The organism is Laceyella sacchari (assembly GCF_024927925.1).
In the GTDB taxonomy this organism is placed as follows: domain Bacteria; phylum Bacillota; class Bacilli; order Thermoactinomycetales; family Thermoactinomycetaceae; genus Laceyella; species Laceyella sacchari.
This window is the reverse complement of record NZ_CP103866.1, coordinates 2,986,706-3,005,478: the sequence shown is the minus strand read 5'-3', so window position 1 is coordinate 3,005,478 and position 18,773 is coordinate 2,986,706. Positions and strand designations below refer to the sequence as shown.

Genomic DNA, 18,773 nt, shown 5'->3' with positions numbered 1-18,773 from the left:
AACAAGTGATGAAAGAACAATTTGACTCGTTGATGAAGCGAGCAAAGGATTTGCCTGACGGTGAAGCGAAAATCGCCCTGTTGGAAGAAGCGGTGCGGCTGGCCGACACGTACCAACAGACGGAACTTGGGTTTTCAGCCCGCATGGAGCTGACGAAGGCGACGGTGTATGCTGGCAGAGCGGACAAGGCATTTACGACGTTTGGTTGGTGCTTGGCTCACTATGATAAACAGCCTGAGGCGTATAACAGCCTGGCTGTCATGTGGCAGTATAAATGGATTGTGGAAAAGCTGGACCGGTTCCCGACGATCAGTCTGGAGCAAATGGAAGCGATGCTGGAGGATCTTAAGCAAAGGTATACAGCACTGGGTTACAATGAGCGGTTTTATCATCAGACCAAATTTGTTTTTGCCTGGAGAAGAGGAGACTGGGAAGAGGCCGAACGAGAGTATGAACGGTGGCTGGCAGTACCTCGCGACACAATATCCGACTGTGTGGCGTGTGAGCTTGATCTTCAACTGGATTATTTGTTGAGCCGTGATCAGTTTGCGGAAGCGTATGAGCGGGTACGGCCGATTGTGACCGGGCAATTGAGTTGTAGCCAATCCGTTCCACATATCACTTTTGCCAATTTTCTGCTCCCCTTGTTACAGGAAGGTCGGCTGGAAGAAGCGGCCATGTTCCACGAACGGGGCTACCGCTTAATTCATGACCAGCCAGGTTATATCTCCTCGCAAGCAAAGCATTTGAAGTATCTGACGATTGTCGACCGCGCACGGGCTATTTCTTGTTTGGAGAAGGGATTGCCAGAAGCGTTGGCTTCAGCAGACCCCCATTCCAAGTTTGAATATTTCTTGGCGGCTTCTGTGCTGTTCGCTTATTTGGATGATCGGGAAAAGCAAGTACTTCATATTCCCGAATATGTGACAGAAACATGGTTGCAGGAGCAAACGCAGATGCTGGCACGCCAATTTGACGAACGCAACGGCACCACCCACTACAGTGACCGCATCAGGGAAGAACTGCGGGAAGTGACATTGCTCGCCGGACGGGTGCGCGCTTGGCAGATGGAACAAAAGGCGGGCCAGGAAGAGGGGGAAGCGAAGGCACGAGCTGCTTGGGAGGCACTGATGCGGGGCGTGGAAGCCCACGATCCGGAAGCGATGTTCCGGCTTGCGCTAGCCTTGCTCGAAGGCGGCCCGGAAGAGCAACAGGAAGGGATCGCTTGGTTGCGCCGGGCGGCTGAGGCCGGTAGATTGGATGCGGCTCATGTGTTGGCGGAGCAATTGTTTGAGCGACAAGCAGCTGAAGAGGGGGCTGCGCTATTGCGGCAAACTGCGCAGGCGGGGGATCCCCAGGCGATGAATCAACTGGGCTACCGGTTGTTGTTCGGTGTAGGCTTGCCTGCCAACCAAGAAGAAGGAAGAGACTGGCTGCGCAAGTCGGCTGAAGCAGGTGCGTTGAGCGGCATGTTCCAATATGGGTTGTGTTTGCTTGATGGCCTGGGAGGGTCGCAGGAGCTTGAGCAAAGCGAGTTCTGGCTCCAACGCGCAGCCGAAGCGGGCCATGCAGTGGCGATGCAGGTGCTGGGTACGCTTTTGTTGGAAGGCAATCTATTCCCGCACCGGCAGGAAGAAGGGGAACACTGGCTCCGCCGATCAGCGGAGGAAGGGTATCCTCCTGCCATGCACCAGTTGGGAAGCCGTTTGATCACGGGCCATGTGCTTACCGCGCAACCCGAGGAAGGGAAGCAGTGGTTGAAACGGGCCTCGGAAGCCGAGTATGGACCTGCTATGCATGAACTGGGCTACCGGTTGCTTGAAGGGGATGGCCTCGCCAAGAGCAGTTTGGAGGGTGAAGTGTTGTTGCGCCGGGCAGCCATGGTGGGAGAGGAAGGCGCCATGTTGGAGCTGGCCGGGCGGCTGTTGCAAGGAGATGGGGTCGCATTTCGCTGGGAAGAAGGGTTTGAGTGGTTGCGGAAGGCAGCTGCCACCGAACTGCCGGAAGCCATGTTTTTGCTAAGTTGCTATCTGCTGGACTATCCCGATTTAGCCACCCATGAGGGCGAGGCGGTAGAATGGCTACGCAAAGCGGCTCTCACCGGCCATGAAAAAGCGCAAGCCTTGTTGGATGAGTTGGGAAAAGCATAAATTACGCATCAGCCGGAGGCTGGCCACCCATGAGGGAGGCCGGCCGTTTTCATTTGGTCTTCACTTCCTGATTTGCACATTTTTTAAACAAAAAGGAATTTAAGAGAGAATGGAGAATTAACAGCGTGAATGTACGGATGACTCATTGATATTTGCTTGGGGTTGTCTGATAAATCAAGTTGATACATATGAAGTGGCGGAGACATCTTTTCCTGATAAGCGCCGATGGGCAAGGAAAGCGAAGGGAAAGTGGTGTTGGATTCGCCGGGGATACGCACCAGACGCACCCTGAAAACCAGATGGATGAACAAAGGGGAGATGTGCAATGCGTTTGAGAATGGTATGGCTGTCAGTTATCGTGGGCTTGTCGTGGATGTTGGTGGGATGGACGAATCCGCCGGCGCCAGCAGATGCGGAGGTTCCGTCCAAGTGGCAAGCCGCTCAGGGGAAGGCATTGACAGTGAGGCTAGAGCCAAGCAAAAACAAGCAGGAAGCGGTGTCCGATGTGGTGATCACATACAAACCGGATGTCGTATTGGCTTATGGGCGGGCGAAGTTTCATTTGCCTAAAGGGTTTTCTGCGGTGGCCGGAGATCTGATCAATGGCCAACCATTGACGGCGGACTATATTCAAAACGGGGGGCAAACGGTGACTCTGCCGTTCGGCGTGGATATAGGGGCGATGCGCATATTTGAGTTGCGGCTGGTCGGGAAAAAGTTGCCCTCGGCGGGACAGTATAAGTTCAGAGCGGAATATTGGGGCATTGGCATCGGCATTTACAATACGGCCGAAGCGGTGCTAGAGTTGAGAAATTAAGTGCATCACCCCCAGTCTTATGCGGTCGGGGGTGTTTTCTATTGCGCCGATCATTTAAAATGAATGGCAACGGATGGTTCAATCAAGTGAGGAGGCGAAAGCGTGTCCATTCGCAAAATCGAACATGTCGGCGTGATGGTAAAAGATATGGATGCTTCACTAGCTTTTTATCAACAGGTGGTGGGGATGGAATTGATCCGCCGCATGACGGTGCCTGCCGGGGGATTGGAATTGGCGTTTCTCGGTTTTCCGGGGGCAGAGGAGACGCAGGTGGAACTGATTCAGGGATATCCGAAAGCATTGCCGGAGGAGGGCAAAGTCCACCACATTGCATTTACTGTGGATGATATCGAAGAGGAATGGAATCGGTTGAAGCAACTGAATGTCTCTTTTCAAGACGAGGAGATTACCACCCTGCCTGTTGGTCGCTATTTCTTTGTACACGGCCCTGATGGGGAGTGGATCGAATTTTTTGAACCGAAGAAGTGACGACAGAACGCCATGCTTTCCAGCATGGTGTTTTTCAAGTCATTATGCTAGAGCGTGTCTGATGAATAGGCCAGCGGCCAGACACACCCTAGTGGCATTTGCTGTGTTCATTGTATAATGAAGAGGGAGCGAAACAACTGATGACTTCGCAGAAGAAATGAGTGAAACCATGAGTAAACCATCGATGAAACGGGTATTGCCGGCTTTGGTTATGGTTGTGTTTGTGATATTTTTCACAAATGATCTGGTGGAGCAATTATTGCTGTGGGCGATCGGTGTGACCGTGCCATTGACGCTCTGCCTGACAGAAACGAGGAATCGTTTGGGACAGATTGATCGTGTGTATCAATGGTGTTGGCGCAGTTATCCGTGGTGTGCAGGACTGGGGGCGGCTTCATTTCTTTTGCCCAAGGGTAATCTTGCTGGGCTTCTCTCTGTGCCGTGGCTCGTCTTCACCGTGGTGGTGGCGGTGTACGGATGCAAACGCCTGCTTGAGCGAAATCGCCATGCATTGGAAGAGCTGGCGATGGATTGCGGTTTGCTCTACCTGGCTATCGGCGGGGGATGGTTGGCGGCAAGCCGTTTTGGGATGCCTGTTCTTCATTTCAGTGAAGAGATTGTAGCGTTGACTGGCATCCATTTTCATTATTCCGCCTTTGTGGTGCCGATCTTTGTCGGATTATTAGGCCGTGCAGTGGACTGGCGTGCCCAATTCCCTCTTCGGTACCGGTTGATGTCCGTGGGAGTGATCACCGGCCCGATGTTGGTGGCCATGGGCATCACTTTCTCCACCGTACTAGAGTTTGTCGCAGTTGTTTGGTTTGTCGGAGCCTTGCTACTTTATACCGCACTGCTTCTCCCCGTGGTTTGGAAGCGGGAACAGCGTGGAGGGATTCGGGCCTTGTTTTTGCTTTCTTCAGTGACTATATAGGGGACAATGGCTTTGTCTGTCATTTATAGCTTGGGGCGGATGATGCAGATTTCTTTTTTCACCATTGAGGAAATGGTTCTCCTGCATGGGATTGCCAACGCATTTGGCTTTGTGACAGCCGGAGCGTGGGCTTGGTGTGCGAGTTTGCCTCCAGAGCGCGGATTGCCGTCTGGGATTCCGCATAGTTTGCTTGCGGGAAAGGGGCGGATTGGTGCCGACATTTTGACCCGCTTGGGATGGGTTGATGAAGCACGCTGCGTGCGGGGGCTGGTAGATGATTTTGCTGTTTTCGCCCGGCCTGATTTTGATCCGGATGCCGTTCATCCTTCGATTCGATCTTTTTATGAGGATACGCTGGCCTACCGACTGGAGGCGAAAGTAGAGTGGCAAAAAGGATTCCGGCGTTTTTCCGCATGGTATAGCCGGTTAACTGGCCGCATCGGGCAATGTCATCTTCCTCCAGCTGGCGAAAAGGTGACGGAAATGAACAGTAGACTGGCAGCAGTGAAAGAAGTGTGCGACAGGAGAGTGGCGCCCCGCGCTTGGGTTCGCACGCATGCTGGAACGGGCCGGACGGTATTCGTGGCGGTTTACTCCATTCATACCTTCGCAGAGGAGACATATATGAACATTGCCCTGCCGTTTCCCGGGGGCAACTTGACCGGCGTGTTGCGGCTGGAGCATGGTACGGGGGCGAAAGGGAAAAGCGATGGGTTGGTTCTGACGAGCATCCAAGGAGTGAAGCCGGGTGATCAGGGGCTTTATTGGACCTCGCGCTGGGGTTTGGTGGTTTTACCTTTGCGTGAACGGTTCCATGTCTGGGTGGATGAAGAAGGCAGGATGAAAGCTGAGCATGAGATGTGGATATGGAAATGGCGGTTTCTTCACATCCACTATCAGTTGATCCGTAAGGAGGCTGCCCAAGGGAAGCCTTAGGTTGATCCGTCCTAAGGTTGTTCTAAAAAAAATAGACAAAGCGTTAAGAGATGCGCTTTGTCTTACTTATGTTAGTAGATGGGGTAAGTTTCGCCAAACAAATTTCCGGCTGGGTAGACATGAGTGAATGAATAAAGCGATTGGTTAACAGAATGTAACGTTTTCCTTGCTTTTGGAAATAATCAATCTTGCACTCGCGCCGCAATTGGCTCAGACAGCGGGTGATGGTGGCGCGAGTGGAGAGGATGGCGGCAGCCAGCTCTTCATGCGTGATGGGAAAGGGCAGGGCAAGCTGATGCTCGGTGGTCTTGGATTGGAATGGCTGAGCAAGGAAGAAAAGAAATTGGATGAGGCGATCCTCCACAAATTTGTTATGTTTGATCATTTGCAAAGTTTGTACGCGGGTCCAATATTTTCGCAATTCAGCGATAACGGAAGCGGCGATTGGAGAGTGGAGAACCTCCCGCCAATCACAGATGGAGACCTGGACGGGGCTGTGGGGGCGAAACTCACAGGTTCGATCTGGGATGAACGGTACCTCAAATATGCTTCCTTCCTGCAAGACATCCAACAAGACATGGTTGCCATCCTCTTTGGTTTCCCACAAGGTGCCATAACCGGCTTGGATTATGTACACCTTTTCGGGTTCCATTTGGACGGGGTGATGTTCAATCCACTGATCGTTGGGGCATTGACTCAAGAATGTTTGTATGGTTTTCTCCACGCCTATGCCTCCGCGAAAAAAAGCTGAGAGGAGATTGCGTTTTTATTATAAAAAGGACGCAAAGTTTAGTGCAATGAGTTAAATCTAGATATATTTACTGAATATTAACCTTTATTTAACGAAGCCGATTTGATGAAATGCCGTTGTTCTGAGGTTGTGGGATCGTTTGAGCGAGCAAGGATCGACGAAAATGGTTAAATGAGATGGTTAAATTGTCGTTAAAAACAGCTTTGAATTCCTGTCATTTAACCAGTCGGATTAACTAGATTTCAGATGATGAAAATGATTTAATTTTTATATGAATAGAAAAGCGGTTTGACGCCTCACTTGAGCGGCGTAGCAAGAAGGCAGTATCAGATTTTTCCGCCATTATAACCCACTTATTTCAAAAAACGATATAAAAAGGAAATTTCGTTGTTCAACGAGCGCCGTAGGCAAGTGATGCGAAAAAGGGGCACGGTTTTGAAACCTAAGGGGGATGCCGCGCATCTATTCATCAGACAAAGTACCAGTGAGAAAGGAGAGGTTTCGATGGAAAAGCAGCCGATGCCGACCGTTGGCGGCAAAAAGAGGGAAAGCAAGGAAATCCTCAAAAATAAAAAGCCGCAAAAACCAGGGACGGATGATGTGACCACTAAAGGCGATCAACCTCCTCCAGGCGGTATGCCGTCTGAAGATTGATGTTGGGATAACGGCAACCCATATGGTGACAGCGAAAGCTGAACCTGAAATGGATCAGCTTTCGCTGTCTGCCAAGGTGGTGGGTGCGTGCAATAGGGCCTCAAACCGCAGGGCCATATCGTAAAAATCGGCCGCCTTTTTGTAAGCGTTTTTCTCATAGTAATGTCGCCCCAAATCGTGGGCCATTTTTTTTGCCAAGTTTAGCTGGTTCTTTTCGACAGCCATATCAATCAGTCTCTGCGTTTCTTTTTCATACAGCTGTTCTTGAAAGTGGGATTTGTACAATAGCGCTTTAAACATGTGAAACTCGACATAGTGGTACCATTGTTGATAGGTTTCCGCGATTCGCAGGCCCTCTTTCAAATATTGGTCCACTTTCCCCAAATCTTTGCGTTCCATGTAGATGAGAATCAATTCCCGGTATGTGTGCACTTTCGGTTGTTCCGCGCCGATTTTACTACGTAGCTGGAGGCATGTCTCATAGTGTTTGATGGCGGTGTCAATTTCCCCTTTTGATTGGTATGCGCGGCCGTAATTGTATTCAATCATGCCGAGGAAGTTGACGTTTTCGGTTTTTAACACGATTTCCAACGCCTCATCCAAACACTTGATCGCTCGGTTGTATTGATGGTTCAAGTTGTATTGCGTTGCTTTGGTAATCAGCACTTTGGCCTGATCCACTTCATTGCCCAGCTTTTTATGTATATCTAAGCTTTTTTGCGAATAGTGCAGGCAGATTGTTTTGTCCTGCGACAGATGCTGTTTAACAAGGCTGAGATTATAAAACAGGATCGCCAAATCTTTTTCTCCAACGCGGTTAGACAAGCGCTCAGCCAGCTCGTAATAATGAGTCGCTTTGATGTAATCTTGCGTGCTGAAAAAGATGTTGCCGCAGTTGAGATAGTAGTAGAAAAATTCGATGGACAGGTCGGGTGGAACTTCGTCGGGAACCGATTTCTTGGACAATTGAAACACTTGTTGCGCTTCACTGATGCGGTTGTCTGTCAGATAGTGCCGGATCAATATCGTGTAAATGTTGATTCGTGTGTCCAGCAGGTGCGATTCAAACAGAGCGATTTTTAGCAGGTATTCATCCGTTTCATTAAGAATGCGCGTTTTTTTGTACTGGTTGATGATGTTGGCAATCCGTTGCTTTTTTTTGTTGGAATCATCGTCGCAGATGTCATCGGGAACAATGCCAAGCTTCTGGCATACGGCGCGGATAAATGGGGCAGATGGTTTGGTTTTGCCATTTTCGATGCGGCTGAGATAAGCAACTGAACAAATGCCCTCGACCAATTCACTCTGTCGCATATTCTTCATCATGCGAAGCTGTCTTATTTTTTCTCCGATATGCATGGCCACGGCCACCTACTCTGTTAGTCAATTCTTTAATTTTAATATACCAAAATATTGTACCAATAAACATTATTAAGTGGAATGATGTAAATGCATTTGCTACTTATGATGATCATCTTTTCCACATGATTGATCGTGATTAAAACACGATATTTACTATGAGGGGCGGGTACGTCAAGCGGGGAGGGGCGCCACCGCTGAATGGTTATCTTTCTCTTGGATGAGATTTCTTCTATATTAGAAAATGGATAGGCTGGACACGATAGGAGAATGGAGACAATGAAGAAATCAATTTTCATAGGGGCTTTACTCTTGATTTTGGTTGGCATCGCCATCTTGCAGAAGGGATTGCCAGGCTCATCAGAACTCGGCCCAGGGGACCCGGCACCCGCTTTTACGCTTGAGACCATTGACGGTCAAAAATACGTATACAGCCATGCCAAAGGCAAACCAGCGATTATCAGTTTTTTCACCACGTGGTGCGATCCTTGCCATAAGGAGGCCCCGCTGTTGGTGGAGTGGCATCGAAAGTACGGTTCGCAAGTGGAGTTTGTGTTTGTCAATTGGACGAAACGGGATGATGTAAAATCAGCCCAATTCTTTGCCAAAGATTATGGGATTTGGTTTCCTGTGGTGATGGATACACAAGACCGTGTATCAAACCAGTATCAAATTCAAGTGATTCCGACCACTTATTTTATTAATCGGGACGGGAAAATCGAGCGGATTGTTAAAGGTGTGCGTCCGGCCGATACAGAAGCATGGTTGCGTGCGCAGGTCAAGTAGAATCCTGAGACAGAGATGAACGGGTGTGGCAAAGAAGGATAACTATCTTTTTTCAATAGGTTTTGTTTCGTTTCATAACGGATAAATCTATGTCGTAAGAAGATGAGATAATAGTATAATAGGTGTCAAAGTCATGATTTCATAGCTTTTAAAAAATCGCATGACACAAAGGAAGGGAATGGTAACATGTTAGGAAAAGTGGCATCTGATGTACTTGGCCTGAGCGATGTGGGGATTGTAATTAAGCCGGAAGATTATAACAAGGTAGATACCGACGATTATGTGATGCATGAAGATAATGAGCGGATCTACTTCCTCATCAAGTCGAAGGCCGATGAGTATTGCTTCACCAACAGAGCGTTGATTCACCTGGATGGAACCAGCGCATCGAGCAAAAAACGCACACTGTACCGGTACGACTACTGCAACTATCGCATCTCCAATGTTACCTTGGAAACTGCTGGCGTGATGGATATGGACGCGGAGATCAAGTTTATGCTCGGCAAAAACGTGGAGTACTCGATCGATGTACATAAAAAACATATTAATGAGTTGAAAGACTTGTACAAATCACTCGTTCGCATCTCCATGGTGCAGGCGGACAGCGAAGCATTGCTGGGCTTGTCCAGAAAGAGCATCGAGATGGCCTCCAACACCCTGAGCCAAATCAGAAGTACAGAAGGCATGCTCAGCCAACAATTTAAGGAATTGAACCAAATCGCGTTTGATTGGCTCGCCAGCACAAGAAGTCGTTACATGGTGACAGATTTCGGCTTTGTGTTTGATCGTTACATCAACAACTGATAATGGATTCTTGTCCGCCCGTGCATCGAAAGCTCGATCACGGGTTTTTTTTAGGTGAACAAAGGGGCCGACTTGGAGCGAGGAACATAAGATAACGATTGAAATGAAGCACTAGATGCGCGAAAATAAATATAAAAGTTCCTAATCGAAAGCGTTTGCAAGAGCGGATGAACTGTGAAGGGAGCGGACGATGGTGGATGATCCGAGGAGTCGGATGTGGGGAGTGGGGCTCCTGTTTCTGGCTTTTGTCTTGGCTCTGCTGCTGAAACAAGCGTTTTTTGCGCATCTCTTGGGAGTCGGATTCGCGATGGTGGTCTGGACGAAGCTTGCCGCTTTGTTTCCGCGCAAACTGTCTGACTTTTCACTCGCGCAAAAGGTGCTGTATGTCTTTTTGATGTTGTCGGTCTTCGGTTTGACGATGGCGTTGGTGACAAACCGGGGGTGACCGTTTGATTGGCATACCAATGGGAAGGCGCGCTTTCGCCGGTATATGACGGGAAGTGCCACGCACTCTAGCTGTGTGGCATTTCCCTTTTTTCCATCTATGGTTCGGATGGGAGTTTTTTGCTTGGGCGCAAAAAATAGCGAGCCTTACGCCTCGTGAGCGGCGATAAACTCGTCCAGCCGTTTCTTTTGCCGCAAATGGTGGGCGAAATGCATCACGATGTGATGATACCATTCTTGGGCGTTGATATAGCCGAAATACGGGTGTTTTACCTTGCGATCAGGCGAGATGGAGTCAATGGTGGGGGCGATTGCTTTCATTTGTGCTGACAATTGCTCCAGCTTTTGTCGAAGTTCTTCTCGGGAGCGGGGCTGCTGGGAGGTGTGTTCGGCCGATGGTGGCACTTTGGCTTTAATCGGGGGAATAGCACCTGTCATATACACCCATTTGCCTACCCACGTTTTTTTTAATTTGCGGTTTTCCGGTGCCGTGGCGCAGGCTTGGAGTGATGCCAATTGTAAAAAGCCCGTTTCGATGAGGTGATTGTACATCTCACCGAGTGACCATTCTGTTGCTGATGGCTTCAGTGTAAACAATTCCCATGAGTATTTGTCCAATTCGTCCATGTAGTAGCCGGCTAGTTCTTCATATTTCTCCAGAATTTCCTTCGTTTCCATCTGATTGTCTCCCTTGGTCGTAGTTGCCTTCATTATAACAATCGTAATCCGCTTCACGATGAGCAATTGTGTCCATTACCTGAAACGCTTGGCCTACCTTGATGAAGTAGTTTCAATTGACCAATCCATATGCATGCGGCCAAGCCATCGGAAATCATTGGATTGGCCGACGGTAAAAAAATTGTTGCATTCTTGACATAAAATCACTTAACATAAAAGAAAGTTGGAAGCGCTTAGATCGTTTCTGTATTTGTAAGTTAATAATGGTGATGAGGATAGGAGACCACTAATTTAAACTCTTTGCGACGTTGCAAAAGGGTTGTATTTGTGGTCTCTTTTTTTCATCCCAATATTTAGCATGGGAGGGAATTGCCGATGAATTGGCTATTGACATTGTTCAAGCCAGCTCCTCATATTGAGAGGTTGCCAGCGGATAAGATTGATTCAACTTATCGTCGGCTTCGGCTACAAGTGTTTTTGGGCATTTTTATTGGTTATGCTGGCTATTATTTGGTGCGGAAAAACTTTTCCCTGGCCATTCCCGATTTGGTGCGGGAAGGCTTCTCCAAAGGTGAGTTGGGACTGGTGCTGTCAGCCATTTCCATCGCATATGGTATCAGCAAGTTTTTGATGGGGATCGTTTCCGACCGGAGCAACCCCAGGTACTTCCTAGCGACGGGCCTTATTTTATCAGCTCTGATCAACATGGCGTTCGGTTTGATTCCCGCTATTACATCCAGCATCACAGTGATGTTTGTGCTGATGTTTTTAAACGGCTGGGCGCAAGGCATGGGATGGCCCCCTAGCGGAAAAACGGTGGTGCATTGGTTTTCCATCAGTGAACGGGGCACAAAAATGTCTTTGTGGAACATCGCCCATAATATTGGGGGCGGGCTGGTGGCTCCGTTGATGACACTAGGCATCGCGATTTTCGCCACCTGGAAAAGCGTGTTCTTCTTCCCGGCGATGATTGCGCTGGTGATCGCCCTGTTCATCTTATTGACAGTACGCGACACGCCGCAGTCGGTAGGCTTGCCGCCGATTGAAGAATACAAAAACGACTATCCGCAAGGAAGCGAAAACGAAGATTACGACAAGGATTTGACCACGAAGGAAATTCTGTTCAAGTATGTGTTGAACAACAAGTTCTTGTGGTATATCGCCCTCGCCAATATCTTTGTGTATTTTGTACGCTATGGTGTCATCGACTGGGCACCCACTTATCTCACGGAAGCGAAGGGCTTTTCTCCAGAGGGTTCTAGATGGGCGTACTTCCTGTATGAATATGCTGGCATTCCAGGCATGCTGCTGAGCGGATGGATGAGCGACAAGCTGTTCAAAGGGCGGCGCGCACCGGCAAGTGTCATATTCATGGCCGGCGTATTGATCGCGGTATTAATCTACTGGCTAAATCCGGCGGGCAATCCCTTGTTGGATAACATTGCCCTGGTAGCGATCGGGTTCTTGATTTATGGTCCAGTTATGATGATTGGTTTGCACGCATTGGACTTGGTGCCCAAAAAAGCTGCAGGCACCGCGGCTGGCTTGACTGGATTTTTTGGGTACCTCTTTGGAACCGCTTTCGCCAGCGCCATTGTTGGCTATGTCGTTGACGGCTTTGGTTGGGATGGGATGTTTACACTGTTGGTTGTTTCTTGTGTTTTAGCCATCCTTTTCTTGGCTCTGACATGGAACACAGGCAAATCTGAGCAAAAAACGGTTTAAACCGTCATTTGACTACTGACATCAATGGGGGAACAGCTAATGAAAAAGTCAATGAAACGTGTAGCCATGACCATTGCCGCATTAGGACTCAGCTTTGCAGTCGGGGTGACCAGCGCTTTTGCCGCACCAGATGCAGCTCTGGCGGGCAAAGGACACAAGGATCTTTTGTCACCCGACCGGATCCTGAATGTGGCCCATCGGGGGGCTTCCGGCCATGCGCCTGAGCATACCATCGTCGCTTATCAGCTGGCGAAAAAGATGAAAGCGGACTACATTGAAATCGATTTGCAGATGACCAAAGACGGCCACCTCATCGCCATGCACGATGAAACGCTGGATCGGACCACGAACGGCACCGGGTTGGTCAAAGATCACACCTTGGCCGAAATCAAGCGGTTGGATGCCGGATCATGGTTCAACGAAGCATATCCGGATAAAGCGAAGCCGGACTACAAAGGATTAAAAGTACCGACGCTTGATGAAGTGCTTCACCATTTTGGCCACAGTGCCAATTACTACATCGAAACCAAAGCGCCGGAAATCTACCCGGGCATGGAAGAAAAATTGCTGAAGACCTTGGAAGCTCATCGACTCATTGGCAAGCACGCCAAGCGTGGAAAGGTGATCATCCAATCTTTCAGCCCAGAAAGCTTGAAAAAAATCCATGCCCTAAACCCAGAGATCCCCTTGGTTACCCTGCTGTGGTATGAAAACGAACAAGGCCACATCACGAAACGGGAACTGGATGAGATCAAAACCTACGCCATCGGGGTTGGTGCCAACTTCGACCGCATTGACCGCGCGTACGTCCAAAAGGTGCGCAAGAGTGGCTTGCTGTTCCACCCTTACACCGTCAACGAAAAACCGGATATGAAGCGCATGCTCGATTGGGGCGCGACCGGCATGTTCACCAACTACGCCGACCGCTTGACCGACCTTTTAAAAAAGAATTGCAACTAGCTGCCGGAAGATCCAGGACGGTGAAAAAAACTCTTCTCACAAGCTTGTGAGAAGAGTTTTTTTTGGTCGGCATCACAATGTTAATTTTTTCCTTGCTGACTCTTTAAGTATTGGATTAGTTGTGGTTGATTACTTTCTTTTGCTATGGTTTCAGTTAATGCTATCGTAACTAATCATCCTGTTAATTTTGGCATGTTTTAAAGGTGAGATATTTTATTGTCTGATGCAAACATGTTTCCTTCTAAATACGCTATCACAAAATCTTTATACTCTTCCCATTCCCATTGGGTTATGGGCAAAAGACTGATAATTTCTTGGATGAGTTGTTTTAGTTTGGGTGCGTTCATTCGTGCCATTTCCTCTGTTCGTTTATCACGGATCCAGCGGAATGGTACAAAGATATCTGTGTTTACCTTGATATATAGCCCCCAATCTTCTCCGTCAGCCTCGGTATAGAATGAGAGTGTGATGGCTTCTCCAAATACTTCCCATTCGAAATTGTCATTATAACAAGTAGTTCCCAAATCAATGTGCATTTCGGTGATATCGCCATTTTGCTCTATAAAGGAAACCAGATCTTCGGTTGGATGTGATGTGGTTACTTTCATTTGATTGTGCGAGGCCAAAGTTCGTGTCTCTTGTACATTGAAGGATTTTCTAAATGCATCGTCACCAGCAGAAACTGTAACCATTTCTATATAACTTACATATCCAAATGATTGAGCGGCCAAGAATATTTTATGAATGAGATCTAAGTTTGTTGTTTTGTGTTTGTCTATTTCAACATAGATTGCTCCTGCTATAGAGGGATCATGCCGATGATAGAGTCTTTCCATTTGGATCGGCTCCTATATCATTGATATTTACTATATTCATATGATTTTAAAACGATGTGATTTTTAAGCAAGCTAACCTTGATCAGTTGGATTAACATGTTGTCAAGTTAATAACTGTTAGCCAAGAATAATACCTAATCCATGTCTGGGTTTGAAACATTGACTCTAGGACAAAATTTTTCGTTACGGTTATCTTCTAACATTTTAACATCTGTTTGTTTTCAATAGCATTTTGCTCCAATAAGTCGGTTTCGCCAATTGTTTCAAATCAAGATTATTGTCTGAGCGCCTGCATTCTGTTTTCAAAAGAGGCTGTTCTGTGGGCTTCCCAATCAAGTTTGGTCTGTGTAGCGTCTCGATAAACAGGTAGCTTAGATGTCAATAGATGTTCGCCTCGCTGTTGATAGTAGATTACTTAACGGATAGTTTGAGATATTCTTCCATATAAGGCAGAGGGTCAAGCCACTCCCACTCGGTGACAGGGAAGCGGGTTAAGCAATTCTCAAGCAATTGCTTCAGGATGGGGGCGTTTTTTTGTGCCATTGCTTCTGTGCAGTCATTTTTTTCCCAAAAGAATGGAACGAAAATGTCAGTATTAATATGGATATTAATCCACCACTCCTCGTCAGGTTCAAGAAAGAGGACTAGGGCGTGTCTGGTGAATCCATCATGATTTCCTGTTAGAATGTTCATAACAACAAAAGCAAGGAGACATCATGATGAGACGGCGTTATGAGATTACAGATGAGGCTTGGGAAAAGATCGAGCCTTTATTGCCTTCGAATGGGAAACGAGGCGGACAGTGGAAAGACCACCGAACCATTTTGAACGGAATCCTGTGGAAGTTTGGGACGGGAGCTCCCTGGCGGGATCTGCCTGCACGTTATGGTTCTTGGAAAACTTGCTACTATCGTTTTACACGTTGGCAAAAGGATGGGACGTGGGATCGCTTGCTTAAGCATGTTCAGACTTACTCCCACGCCGTTTCCGATGTCGATTGGGTTGTTTTCGTTGACAGCACGATTGTCCGAGCTCATCAGCACGCCGCAGGCGCGCCGAAAAAAGGGGGACCCTCGCTTCCAGAATGAGGCACTCGGACGAAGCCGCGGAGGTCTGACGACCAAAATCCATCTTGCTTGTGACGGAAAAGGTCGACCGCTTGCTTTTACAATCACTCCCGGTCAACAGCATGACTGTACCCAATTACAAGCATTACTCGATTCCATTTCCGTTCCCTGTTTGGGAAAAGGAAGGCCTCGCAAGAGGCCGGATCATCTGATTGCCGATCGCGGCTACAGTTATCCGTCTTGTCGTCGATTTCTTCAAAAACGTGGGATTTCCCATACCATCCCCGAACGCAGAGATCAGGCGGAGCGTCGGGCCAAAAAGCCGGGGCGTCCTCTGACCTTCAACAAAGAACAATATTCACGCCGAAACGTGATTGGACGCTGTATTAACCGCCTGAAGCAATGGCGTGGCTTCGCCACTCGTTATGAAAAACGGGCGGTTTATTTTTGTGCCGCCATTACCTTGATTTCCTTGATCATGTGGCTCAATTAATCATTCACCAGACACGCCCTAGTTGTACGGCACGTCCCAAAAGAACGGTGTTTCCATATTCATTTATACCGGTGGTGCATAAGGAGAAGTAAAGCCTGCTGACATCGTGATTTTTTTCTACAAACGCAATGAGTTCTTTTGTCGGTGTTTTGGTAGTAATATTCAACTTTTCAATTGGTTGTTCAAATGGTTCTACCCCTTGTAAATTATAGGTTTCAACAAAAGCGTCATCACCGATTGATTCGGTGGTTACTTCAACTCGATTGATATATCCGAAGTCTTCTGCTACACTGAATACTTTTTGACTCAGATCCATTATCGAGGTTTTGCTTTTGTCCAACTCGGCATAAATCGTTCCAAGTCCGTAGTTATAACGCCATACACGTATTGCCAATTTTCATCACACCTTTTTAATTTAATAATTCAATTATAATCTAAAATATGTTTTTGTGAATATTTCAGATGATGTAGAAATCGACAAAAGTTTCCTTAAAGAGCTTTTTACGCTCGGAGACAGGAAACCATAACAAACATGGTTGTTCCTGCCTTTGGTGTTATTAACCTGCAGATTGGTTGTTGTTCACTGCAAATAATCCAGACTTCTTCAAATCATCCAACTCACCCAACTCACGCTCAATTTCGGCCAAAGCCGCTTTGATGGACTCCGCTTCTTTCTCTTGCTTAGATTCCATTGCAGTCAAATCAAGCTCAGTGATTTCATCAATAACATCACTCAGCGAAATCCACCCATCTGAAGTGTCTTCTGTTGTTCTTTCTTTTACTGGAGCGGTTTTCTTTTTCTTCTGATCCTGCATTTCCTGCTCAATCCGGTTGCGCTCGGCTTCCGGTTTGGTTTGGTAAAAGTCGAAGCGACAGCTTTAGCTCTTTCTCAATAAATTGAAGAGATGCAATTCCCTGTGGCTGTTGATCATCAGTATAAGTAGGCATATCGTAGCCGGAGTTTTTTATTTGCTTATTGGCTTTTTTCAATTGACCAGTGATTGCGCTTTTTCCTGAAGTGCTATTGATCCCTTTCACTTCATATATTTCTTGTTCAATTCGAAAATCAGGGTTTGAAATTTTGGTATCTGGATAAATGTGTATATCACGGTCGTCTTCTAATACTTCAACGATCTGTTTATTTTCAAAAACTTGACGCTCTAGGAACTCGATCTCACCGACCGTTCCCAGCCAAGCTGCTTCATTTTTTTGCTAGAAGAATTATTTCTAAAGTTAATGAATTTTTCTTCCGCGTAGCCTGTAAGATAAGGTCTGAGCGCCTGCATTCTGTCTTCAAAAGAGGCTACTCTGTGAGCTTCCCAATCAAGTTTGGTCTGTGCAGCATCTCGATAAACAGGTAGCTTAGGTGTCAATAGATGTTCGTCTTGCTATTAGATAGTAGGTTACTTGTTCTTTACGGAAAGGTTTAGATACGTTTCCGTATAATATAGGGTGTCAAGCCACTCCCACTCGGTGACAGGAAAGAGTGTTAAGCAGTTTTCAAGCAATCGTTTCAGGACAGGGGCATTTGTTTCTGCCATTGCTTCAGTACAAGAATCTTTTACCCGAGACAAAGGGACGAAAATATCTGTATTGATAAATATGTTCATCCCCCACTCTTCGTCGGGGTTGAGATAAATGATTAGATCCACGGCTCCGCCTATTAGAACAGTCTGGCCCTTATCGTTTATTCCTGTTGTGCTTAATGAGAAGCAAAGTTCATTGACATCAGGGTGTTTTTTTATAAAGGTTAAAAACTCTTCAGTCGGGGCTTTGGTAGTGATATGTAACTGATCGATTGGTTTAAACGCTCCTGTTCCTTGCACATTATATTGTTCAACAAATGCATCTTCACCGATTGATTCAGTAGCTATTTCGACTCGACTGATAAATCCAAAATCTTCCGCTATGGCGAATGCATTCTTGATTATGTCCATCATCGAGGTTTTGCTTTTGTCCAGCTCGGCATAGATTGTTCCAAGACCATAGTTATAACGCCAGATACGTATTGCCAATTTTCATCACACCTTTCTGTATAGGGTCGCTGTATCATCTTCACGATGTGCAGTGTATAACTTATTAGTTGATACATGTTTGCCTCGCTGTTGATAGTAGTTTACTTAACGGATAGATTGAGATATGTTTCTGTGTAATGCAAGGTGTCTAACCACTCCCATTCGGTGACAGGGAAGCGGGTTAAGCAATTTTCAAGTAATCGTTTCAGGACAGGAGCGTTAGTTTCGGCCATTGCTTCTGTGCGGGCATCTTTGATCCAAAACAAGGGGATGAAAATATCTGTATTGATAAAGATGTTCATGCCCCACTCTTCGTCATGTTCAAGATAGATAGTCAGATTTACGGCTCCACCTATAAGAACAGTGCGACCATGATCATCTACTCCGGTTGTACTTAATGAGAAATTAAGCTTTCTAACATCAGGATGTTTTTCTATAAATGCAATGAATTCTTCAGTTGGGGCTTTAGTTGTGATATGTAACTGATCGATTGGTTTAAATGCTCCTGTTCCTTGTACATTATATTGTTCAACAAATGCATCTTCGCCAATTGATTCAGTGGTGATTTCGACTCGACTGATATATCCGAAGTCATCTGCAATAGCGAATGCTTTCTGAATTAGATCCATCATCGAGGTTTTGCTTTTGTCCAACTCGGCATAAATCGTTCCAAGTCCATAGTCATACCGCCAGACACGTCGTGCCATTTTTCATCACATCTTTCTGTAAGGTTTCAATGACGTATTGTCTCATTAGTATATATATTAGTTCCCGTTTTTTTCGACCAAGGCAAACTTGAGAATGAGCTCTTTTTCGTAATACACCTGAACATTTTTATTGAAAGCACGAATAAAGGACACAGTGGTTTTTGCCAGGTC

19 protein-coding genes and 1 pseudogene are annotated in these 18,773 nt (G+C 46.9%); 11 read left to right on the top strand and 9 right to left on the bottom strand.

The features are described from left to right. The first annotated feature begins 8 nt into the window (after positions 1-8). The 4 genes and pseudogenes from NYR52_RS14740 to NYR52_RS14725 all read left to right on the top strand — a co-directional run bounded on the left by NYR52_RS14740 (position 9) and on the right by NYR52_RS14725 (position 5,323). Positions 9-2,150: a hypothetical protein gene (locus tag NYR52_RS14740; protein WP_259435932.1), complete on the top strand. Its 2,142-nt coding sequence runs from the start codon at positions 9-11 to the stop codon at positions 2,148-2,150. A 325-nt stretch (positions 2,151-2,475) separates the two neighbouring features. Next, positions 2,476-2,967 carry a BslA/BslB family hydrophobin gene (locus NYR52_RS14735; protein ID WP_054095730.1) on the top strand — a complete coding sequence of 164 codons (492 nt, stop codon included), beginning with the start codon at positions 2,476-2,478 and terminating at the stop codon, positions 2,965-2,967. Positions 2,968-3,069: 102 nt separating this feature from the next. Further along, positions 3,070-3,456, top strand: a complete 387-nt coding sequence (locus NYR52_RS14730) for a VOC family protein (RefSeq protein ID WP_259435931.1) — start codon at positions 3,070-3,072, stop codon at positions 3,454-3,456. Between the two features lie 157 nt (positions 3,457-3,613). Further along, a pseudogene (locus tag NYR52_RS14725) lies at positions 3,614-5,323 on the top strand (YndJ family protein). 43 nt (positions 5,324-5,366) lie between these two features. Here the strand turns inward: NYR52_RS14725 and NYR52_RS14720 are convergent. Continuing rightward, entirely contained in the window at positions 5,367-6,047 is a 681-nt protein-coding gene (locus NYR52_RS14720) for a Crp/Fnr family transcriptional regulator (RefSeq protein ID WP_259435930.1), read from the bottom strand. Positions 6,048-6,578: 531 nt separating this feature from the next. Here NYR52_RS14720 and NYR52_RS14715 point away from each other — a divergent pair. Beyond that, positions 6,579-6,728 carry a hypothetical protein gene (locus NYR52_RS14715; RefSeq protein ID WP_022737991.1) on the top strand — a complete coding sequence of 50 codons (150 nt, stop codon included), beginning with the start codon at positions 6,579-6,581 and terminating at the stop codon, positions 6,726-6,728. Positions 6,729-6,782: 54 nt separating this feature from the next. Here NYR52_RS14715 and NYR52_RS14710 read toward each other — a convergent pair whose 3' ends face one another. Further along, positions 6,783-8,087, bottom strand: coding sequence for a helix-turn-helix transcriptional regulator (locus tag NYR52_RS14710; RefSeq protein ID WP_132221392.1), 1,305 nt, complete (start codon positions 8,085-8,087; stop codon positions 6,783-6,785). A gap of 279 nt (positions 8,088-8,366) precedes the next feature. Between NYR52_RS14710 and NYR52_RS14705 the strand changes: the two genes are divergently transcribed. The 3 genes from NYR52_RS14705 (at position 8,367) to NYR52_RS14695 (ending at position 10,122) form a co-directional block, all read left to right on the top strand. Then, complete coding sequence (locus NYR52_RS14705) at positions 8,367-8,873, top strand: TlpA family protein disulfide reductase (RefSeq protein ID WP_259435929.1); 507 nt, start codon at positions 8,367-8,369, stop codon at positions 8,871-8,873. 186 nt (positions 8,874-9,059) lie between these two features. Then, positions 9,060-9,677, top strand: a complete 618-nt coding sequence (locus tag NYR52_RS14700) for a PH domain-containing protein (RefSeq protein ID WP_132221388.1) — start codon at positions 9,060-9,062, stop codon at positions 9,675-9,677. Positions 9,678-9,867: 190 nt separating this feature from the next. Beyond that, entirely contained in the window at positions 9,868-10,122 is a 255-nt protein-coding gene (locus NYR52_RS14695; RefSeq protein ID WP_211341911.1) for a hypothetical protein, read from the top strand. A gap of 146 nt (positions 10,123-10,268) precedes the next feature. On the opposite strand, the gene NYR52_RS14690 is transcribed toward NYR52_RS14695, so the two are convergent. Next, positions 10,269-10,799 (bottom strand): DinB family protein, encoded by a 531-nt coding sequence (locus NYR52_RS14690; protein WP_259435928.1) that lies wholly within the window; start codon positions 10,797-10,799, stop codon positions 10,269-10,271. Between the two features lie 375 nt (positions 10,800-11,174). Here NYR52_RS14690 and glpT point away from each other — a divergent pair, with 375 nt between their 5' ends. After that, positions 11,175-12,524, top strand: a complete 1,350-nt coding sequence (glpT, locus tag NYR52_RS14685; RefSeq protein ID WP_102993455.1) for a glycerol-3-phosphate transporter — start codon at positions 11,175-11,177, stop codon at positions 12,522-12,524. 39 nt (positions 12,525-12,563) lie between these two features. Next, a complete protein-coding gene (locus NYR52_RS14680; protein ID WP_259435927.1) occupies positions 12,564-13,484 on the top strand; it encodes a glycerophosphodiester phosphodiesterase in 921 nt (306 codons plus the stop codon). Between the two features lie 197 nt (positions 13,485-13,681). Here NYR52_RS14680 and NYR52_RS14675 read toward each other — a convergent pair whose 3' ends face one another. Then, positions 13,682-14,320 (bottom strand): hypothetical protein, encoded by a 639-nt coding sequence (locus tag NYR52_RS14675; RefSeq protein WP_259435926.1) that lies wholly within the window; start codon positions 14,318-14,320, stop codon positions 13,682-13,684. A gap of 719 nt (positions 14,321-15,039) precedes the next feature. Here NYR52_RS14675 and NYR52_RS14670 point away from each other — a divergent pair. Then, positions 15,040-15,880, top strand: a protein-coding gene (locus NYR52_RS14670) for an IS5 family transposase (RefSeq protein WP_375163159.1) whose coding sequence is annotated in 2 segments (ribosomal slippage) — positions 15,040-15,375 and positions 15,377-15,880 — 840 coding nt in all. Because the reading frame shifts where the segments join, the coding sequence is not laid out codon by codon here. A 4-nt stretch (positions 15,881-15,884) separates the two neighbouring features. On the opposite strand, the gene NYR52_RS14665 is transcribed toward NYR52_RS14670, so the two are convergent. The 5 genes from NYR52_RS14665 to NYR52_RS14645 form a co-directional block, all read right to left on the bottom strand. Continuing rightward, positions 15,885-16,274 (bottom strand): hypothetical protein, encoded by a 390-nt coding sequence (locus tag NYR52_RS14665; protein ID WP_259435925.1) that lies wholly within the window; start codon positions 16,272-16,274, stop codon positions 15,885-15,887. Positions 16,275-16,437: 163 nt separating this feature from the next. Further along, on the bottom strand, positions 16,438-16,695 hold the full coding sequence (locus tag NYR52_RS14660) for a hypothetical protein (protein WP_259435924.1): 258 nt from the start codon (positions 16,693-16,695) through the stop codon (positions 16,438-16,440). 7 nt (positions 16,696-16,702) lie between these two features. Next, positions 16,703-16,960: a CdiA C-terminal domain-containing protein gene (locus NYR52_RS14655; RefSeq protein ID WP_259436774.1), complete on the bottom strand. Its 258-nt coding sequence runs from the start codon at positions 16,958-16,960 to the stop codon at positions 16,703-16,705. Positions 16,961-17,283: 323 nt separating this feature from the next. Beyond that, positions 17,284-17,895 (bottom strand): hypothetical protein, encoded by a 612-nt coding sequence (locus tag NYR52_RS14650; protein ID WP_132221378.1) that lies wholly within the window; start codon positions 17,893-17,895, stop codon positions 17,284-17,286. Positions 17,896-17,996: 101 nt separating this feature from the next. Next, positions 17,997-18,602, bottom strand: a complete 606-nt coding sequence (locus NYR52_RS14645; protein ID WP_259435923.1) for a hypothetical protein — start codon at positions 18,600-18,602, stop codon at positions 17,997-17,999. Positions 18,603-18,773: the final 171 nt, after the last annotated feature.

What these genes read in the sequence shown, in the direction of transcription:
- NYR52_RS14740 (WP_259435932.1), top strand. Translation starts at nt 9, where the DNA reads ATGAAAGAACAATTTGACTCGTTGATGAAGCGAGCAAAGGATTTGCCT.
- NYR52_RS14735 (WP_054095730.1), top strand. Translation starts at nt 2,476, where the DNA reads ATGCGTTTGAGAATGGTATGGCTGTCAGTTATCGTGGGCTTGTCGTGG.
- NYR52_RS14715 (WP_022737991.1), top strand. Translation starts at nt 6,579, where the DNA reads ATGGAAAAGCAGCCGATGCCGACCGTTGGCGGCAAAAAGAGGGAAAGC.
- NYR52_RS14710 (WP_132221392.1), bottom strand. Translation starts at nt 8,087, where the DNA reads ATGCATATCGGAGAAAAAATAAGACAGCTTCGCATGATGAAGAATATG.
- NYR52_RS14705 (WP_259435929.1), top strand. Translation starts at nt 8,367, where the DNA reads ATGAAGAAATCAATTTTCATAGGGGCTTTACTCTTGATTTTGGTTGGC.
- NYR52_RS14700 (WP_132221388.1), top strand. Translation starts at nt 9,060, where the DNA reads ATGTTAGGAAAAGTGGCATCTGATGTACTTGGCCTGAGCGATGTGGGG.
- NYR52_RS14695 (WP_211341911.1), top strand. Translation starts at nt 9,868, where the DNA reads ATGGTGGATGATCCGAGGAGTCGGATGTGGGGAGTGGGGCTCCTGTTT.
- NYR52_RS14690 (WP_259435928.1), bottom strand. Translation starts at nt 10,799, where the DNA reads ATGGAAACGAAGGAAATTCTGGAGAAATATGAAGAACTAGCCGGCTAC.
- glpT (WP_102993455.1), top strand. Translation starts at nt 11,175, where the DNA reads ATGAATTGGCTATTGACATTGTTCAAGCCAGCTCCTCATATTGAGAGG.
- NYR52_RS14680 (WP_259435927.1), top strand. Translation starts at nt 12,564, where the DNA reads ATGAAAAAGTCAATGAAACGTGTAGCCATGACCATTGCCGCATTAGGA.
- NYR52_RS14675 (WP_259435926.1), bottom strand. Translation starts at nt 14,320, where the DNA reads ATGGAAAGACTCTATCATCGGCATGATCCCTCTATAGCAGGAGCAATC.
- NYR52_RS14660 (WP_259435924.1), bottom strand. Translation starts at nt 16,695, where the DNA reads ATGCAGGATCAGAAGAAAAAGAAAACCGCTCCAGTAAAAGAAAGAACA.
- NYR52_RS14645 (WP_259435923.1), bottom strand. Translation starts at nt 18,602, where the DNA reads ATGGCACGACGTGTCTGGCGGTATGACTATGGACTTGGAACGATTTAT.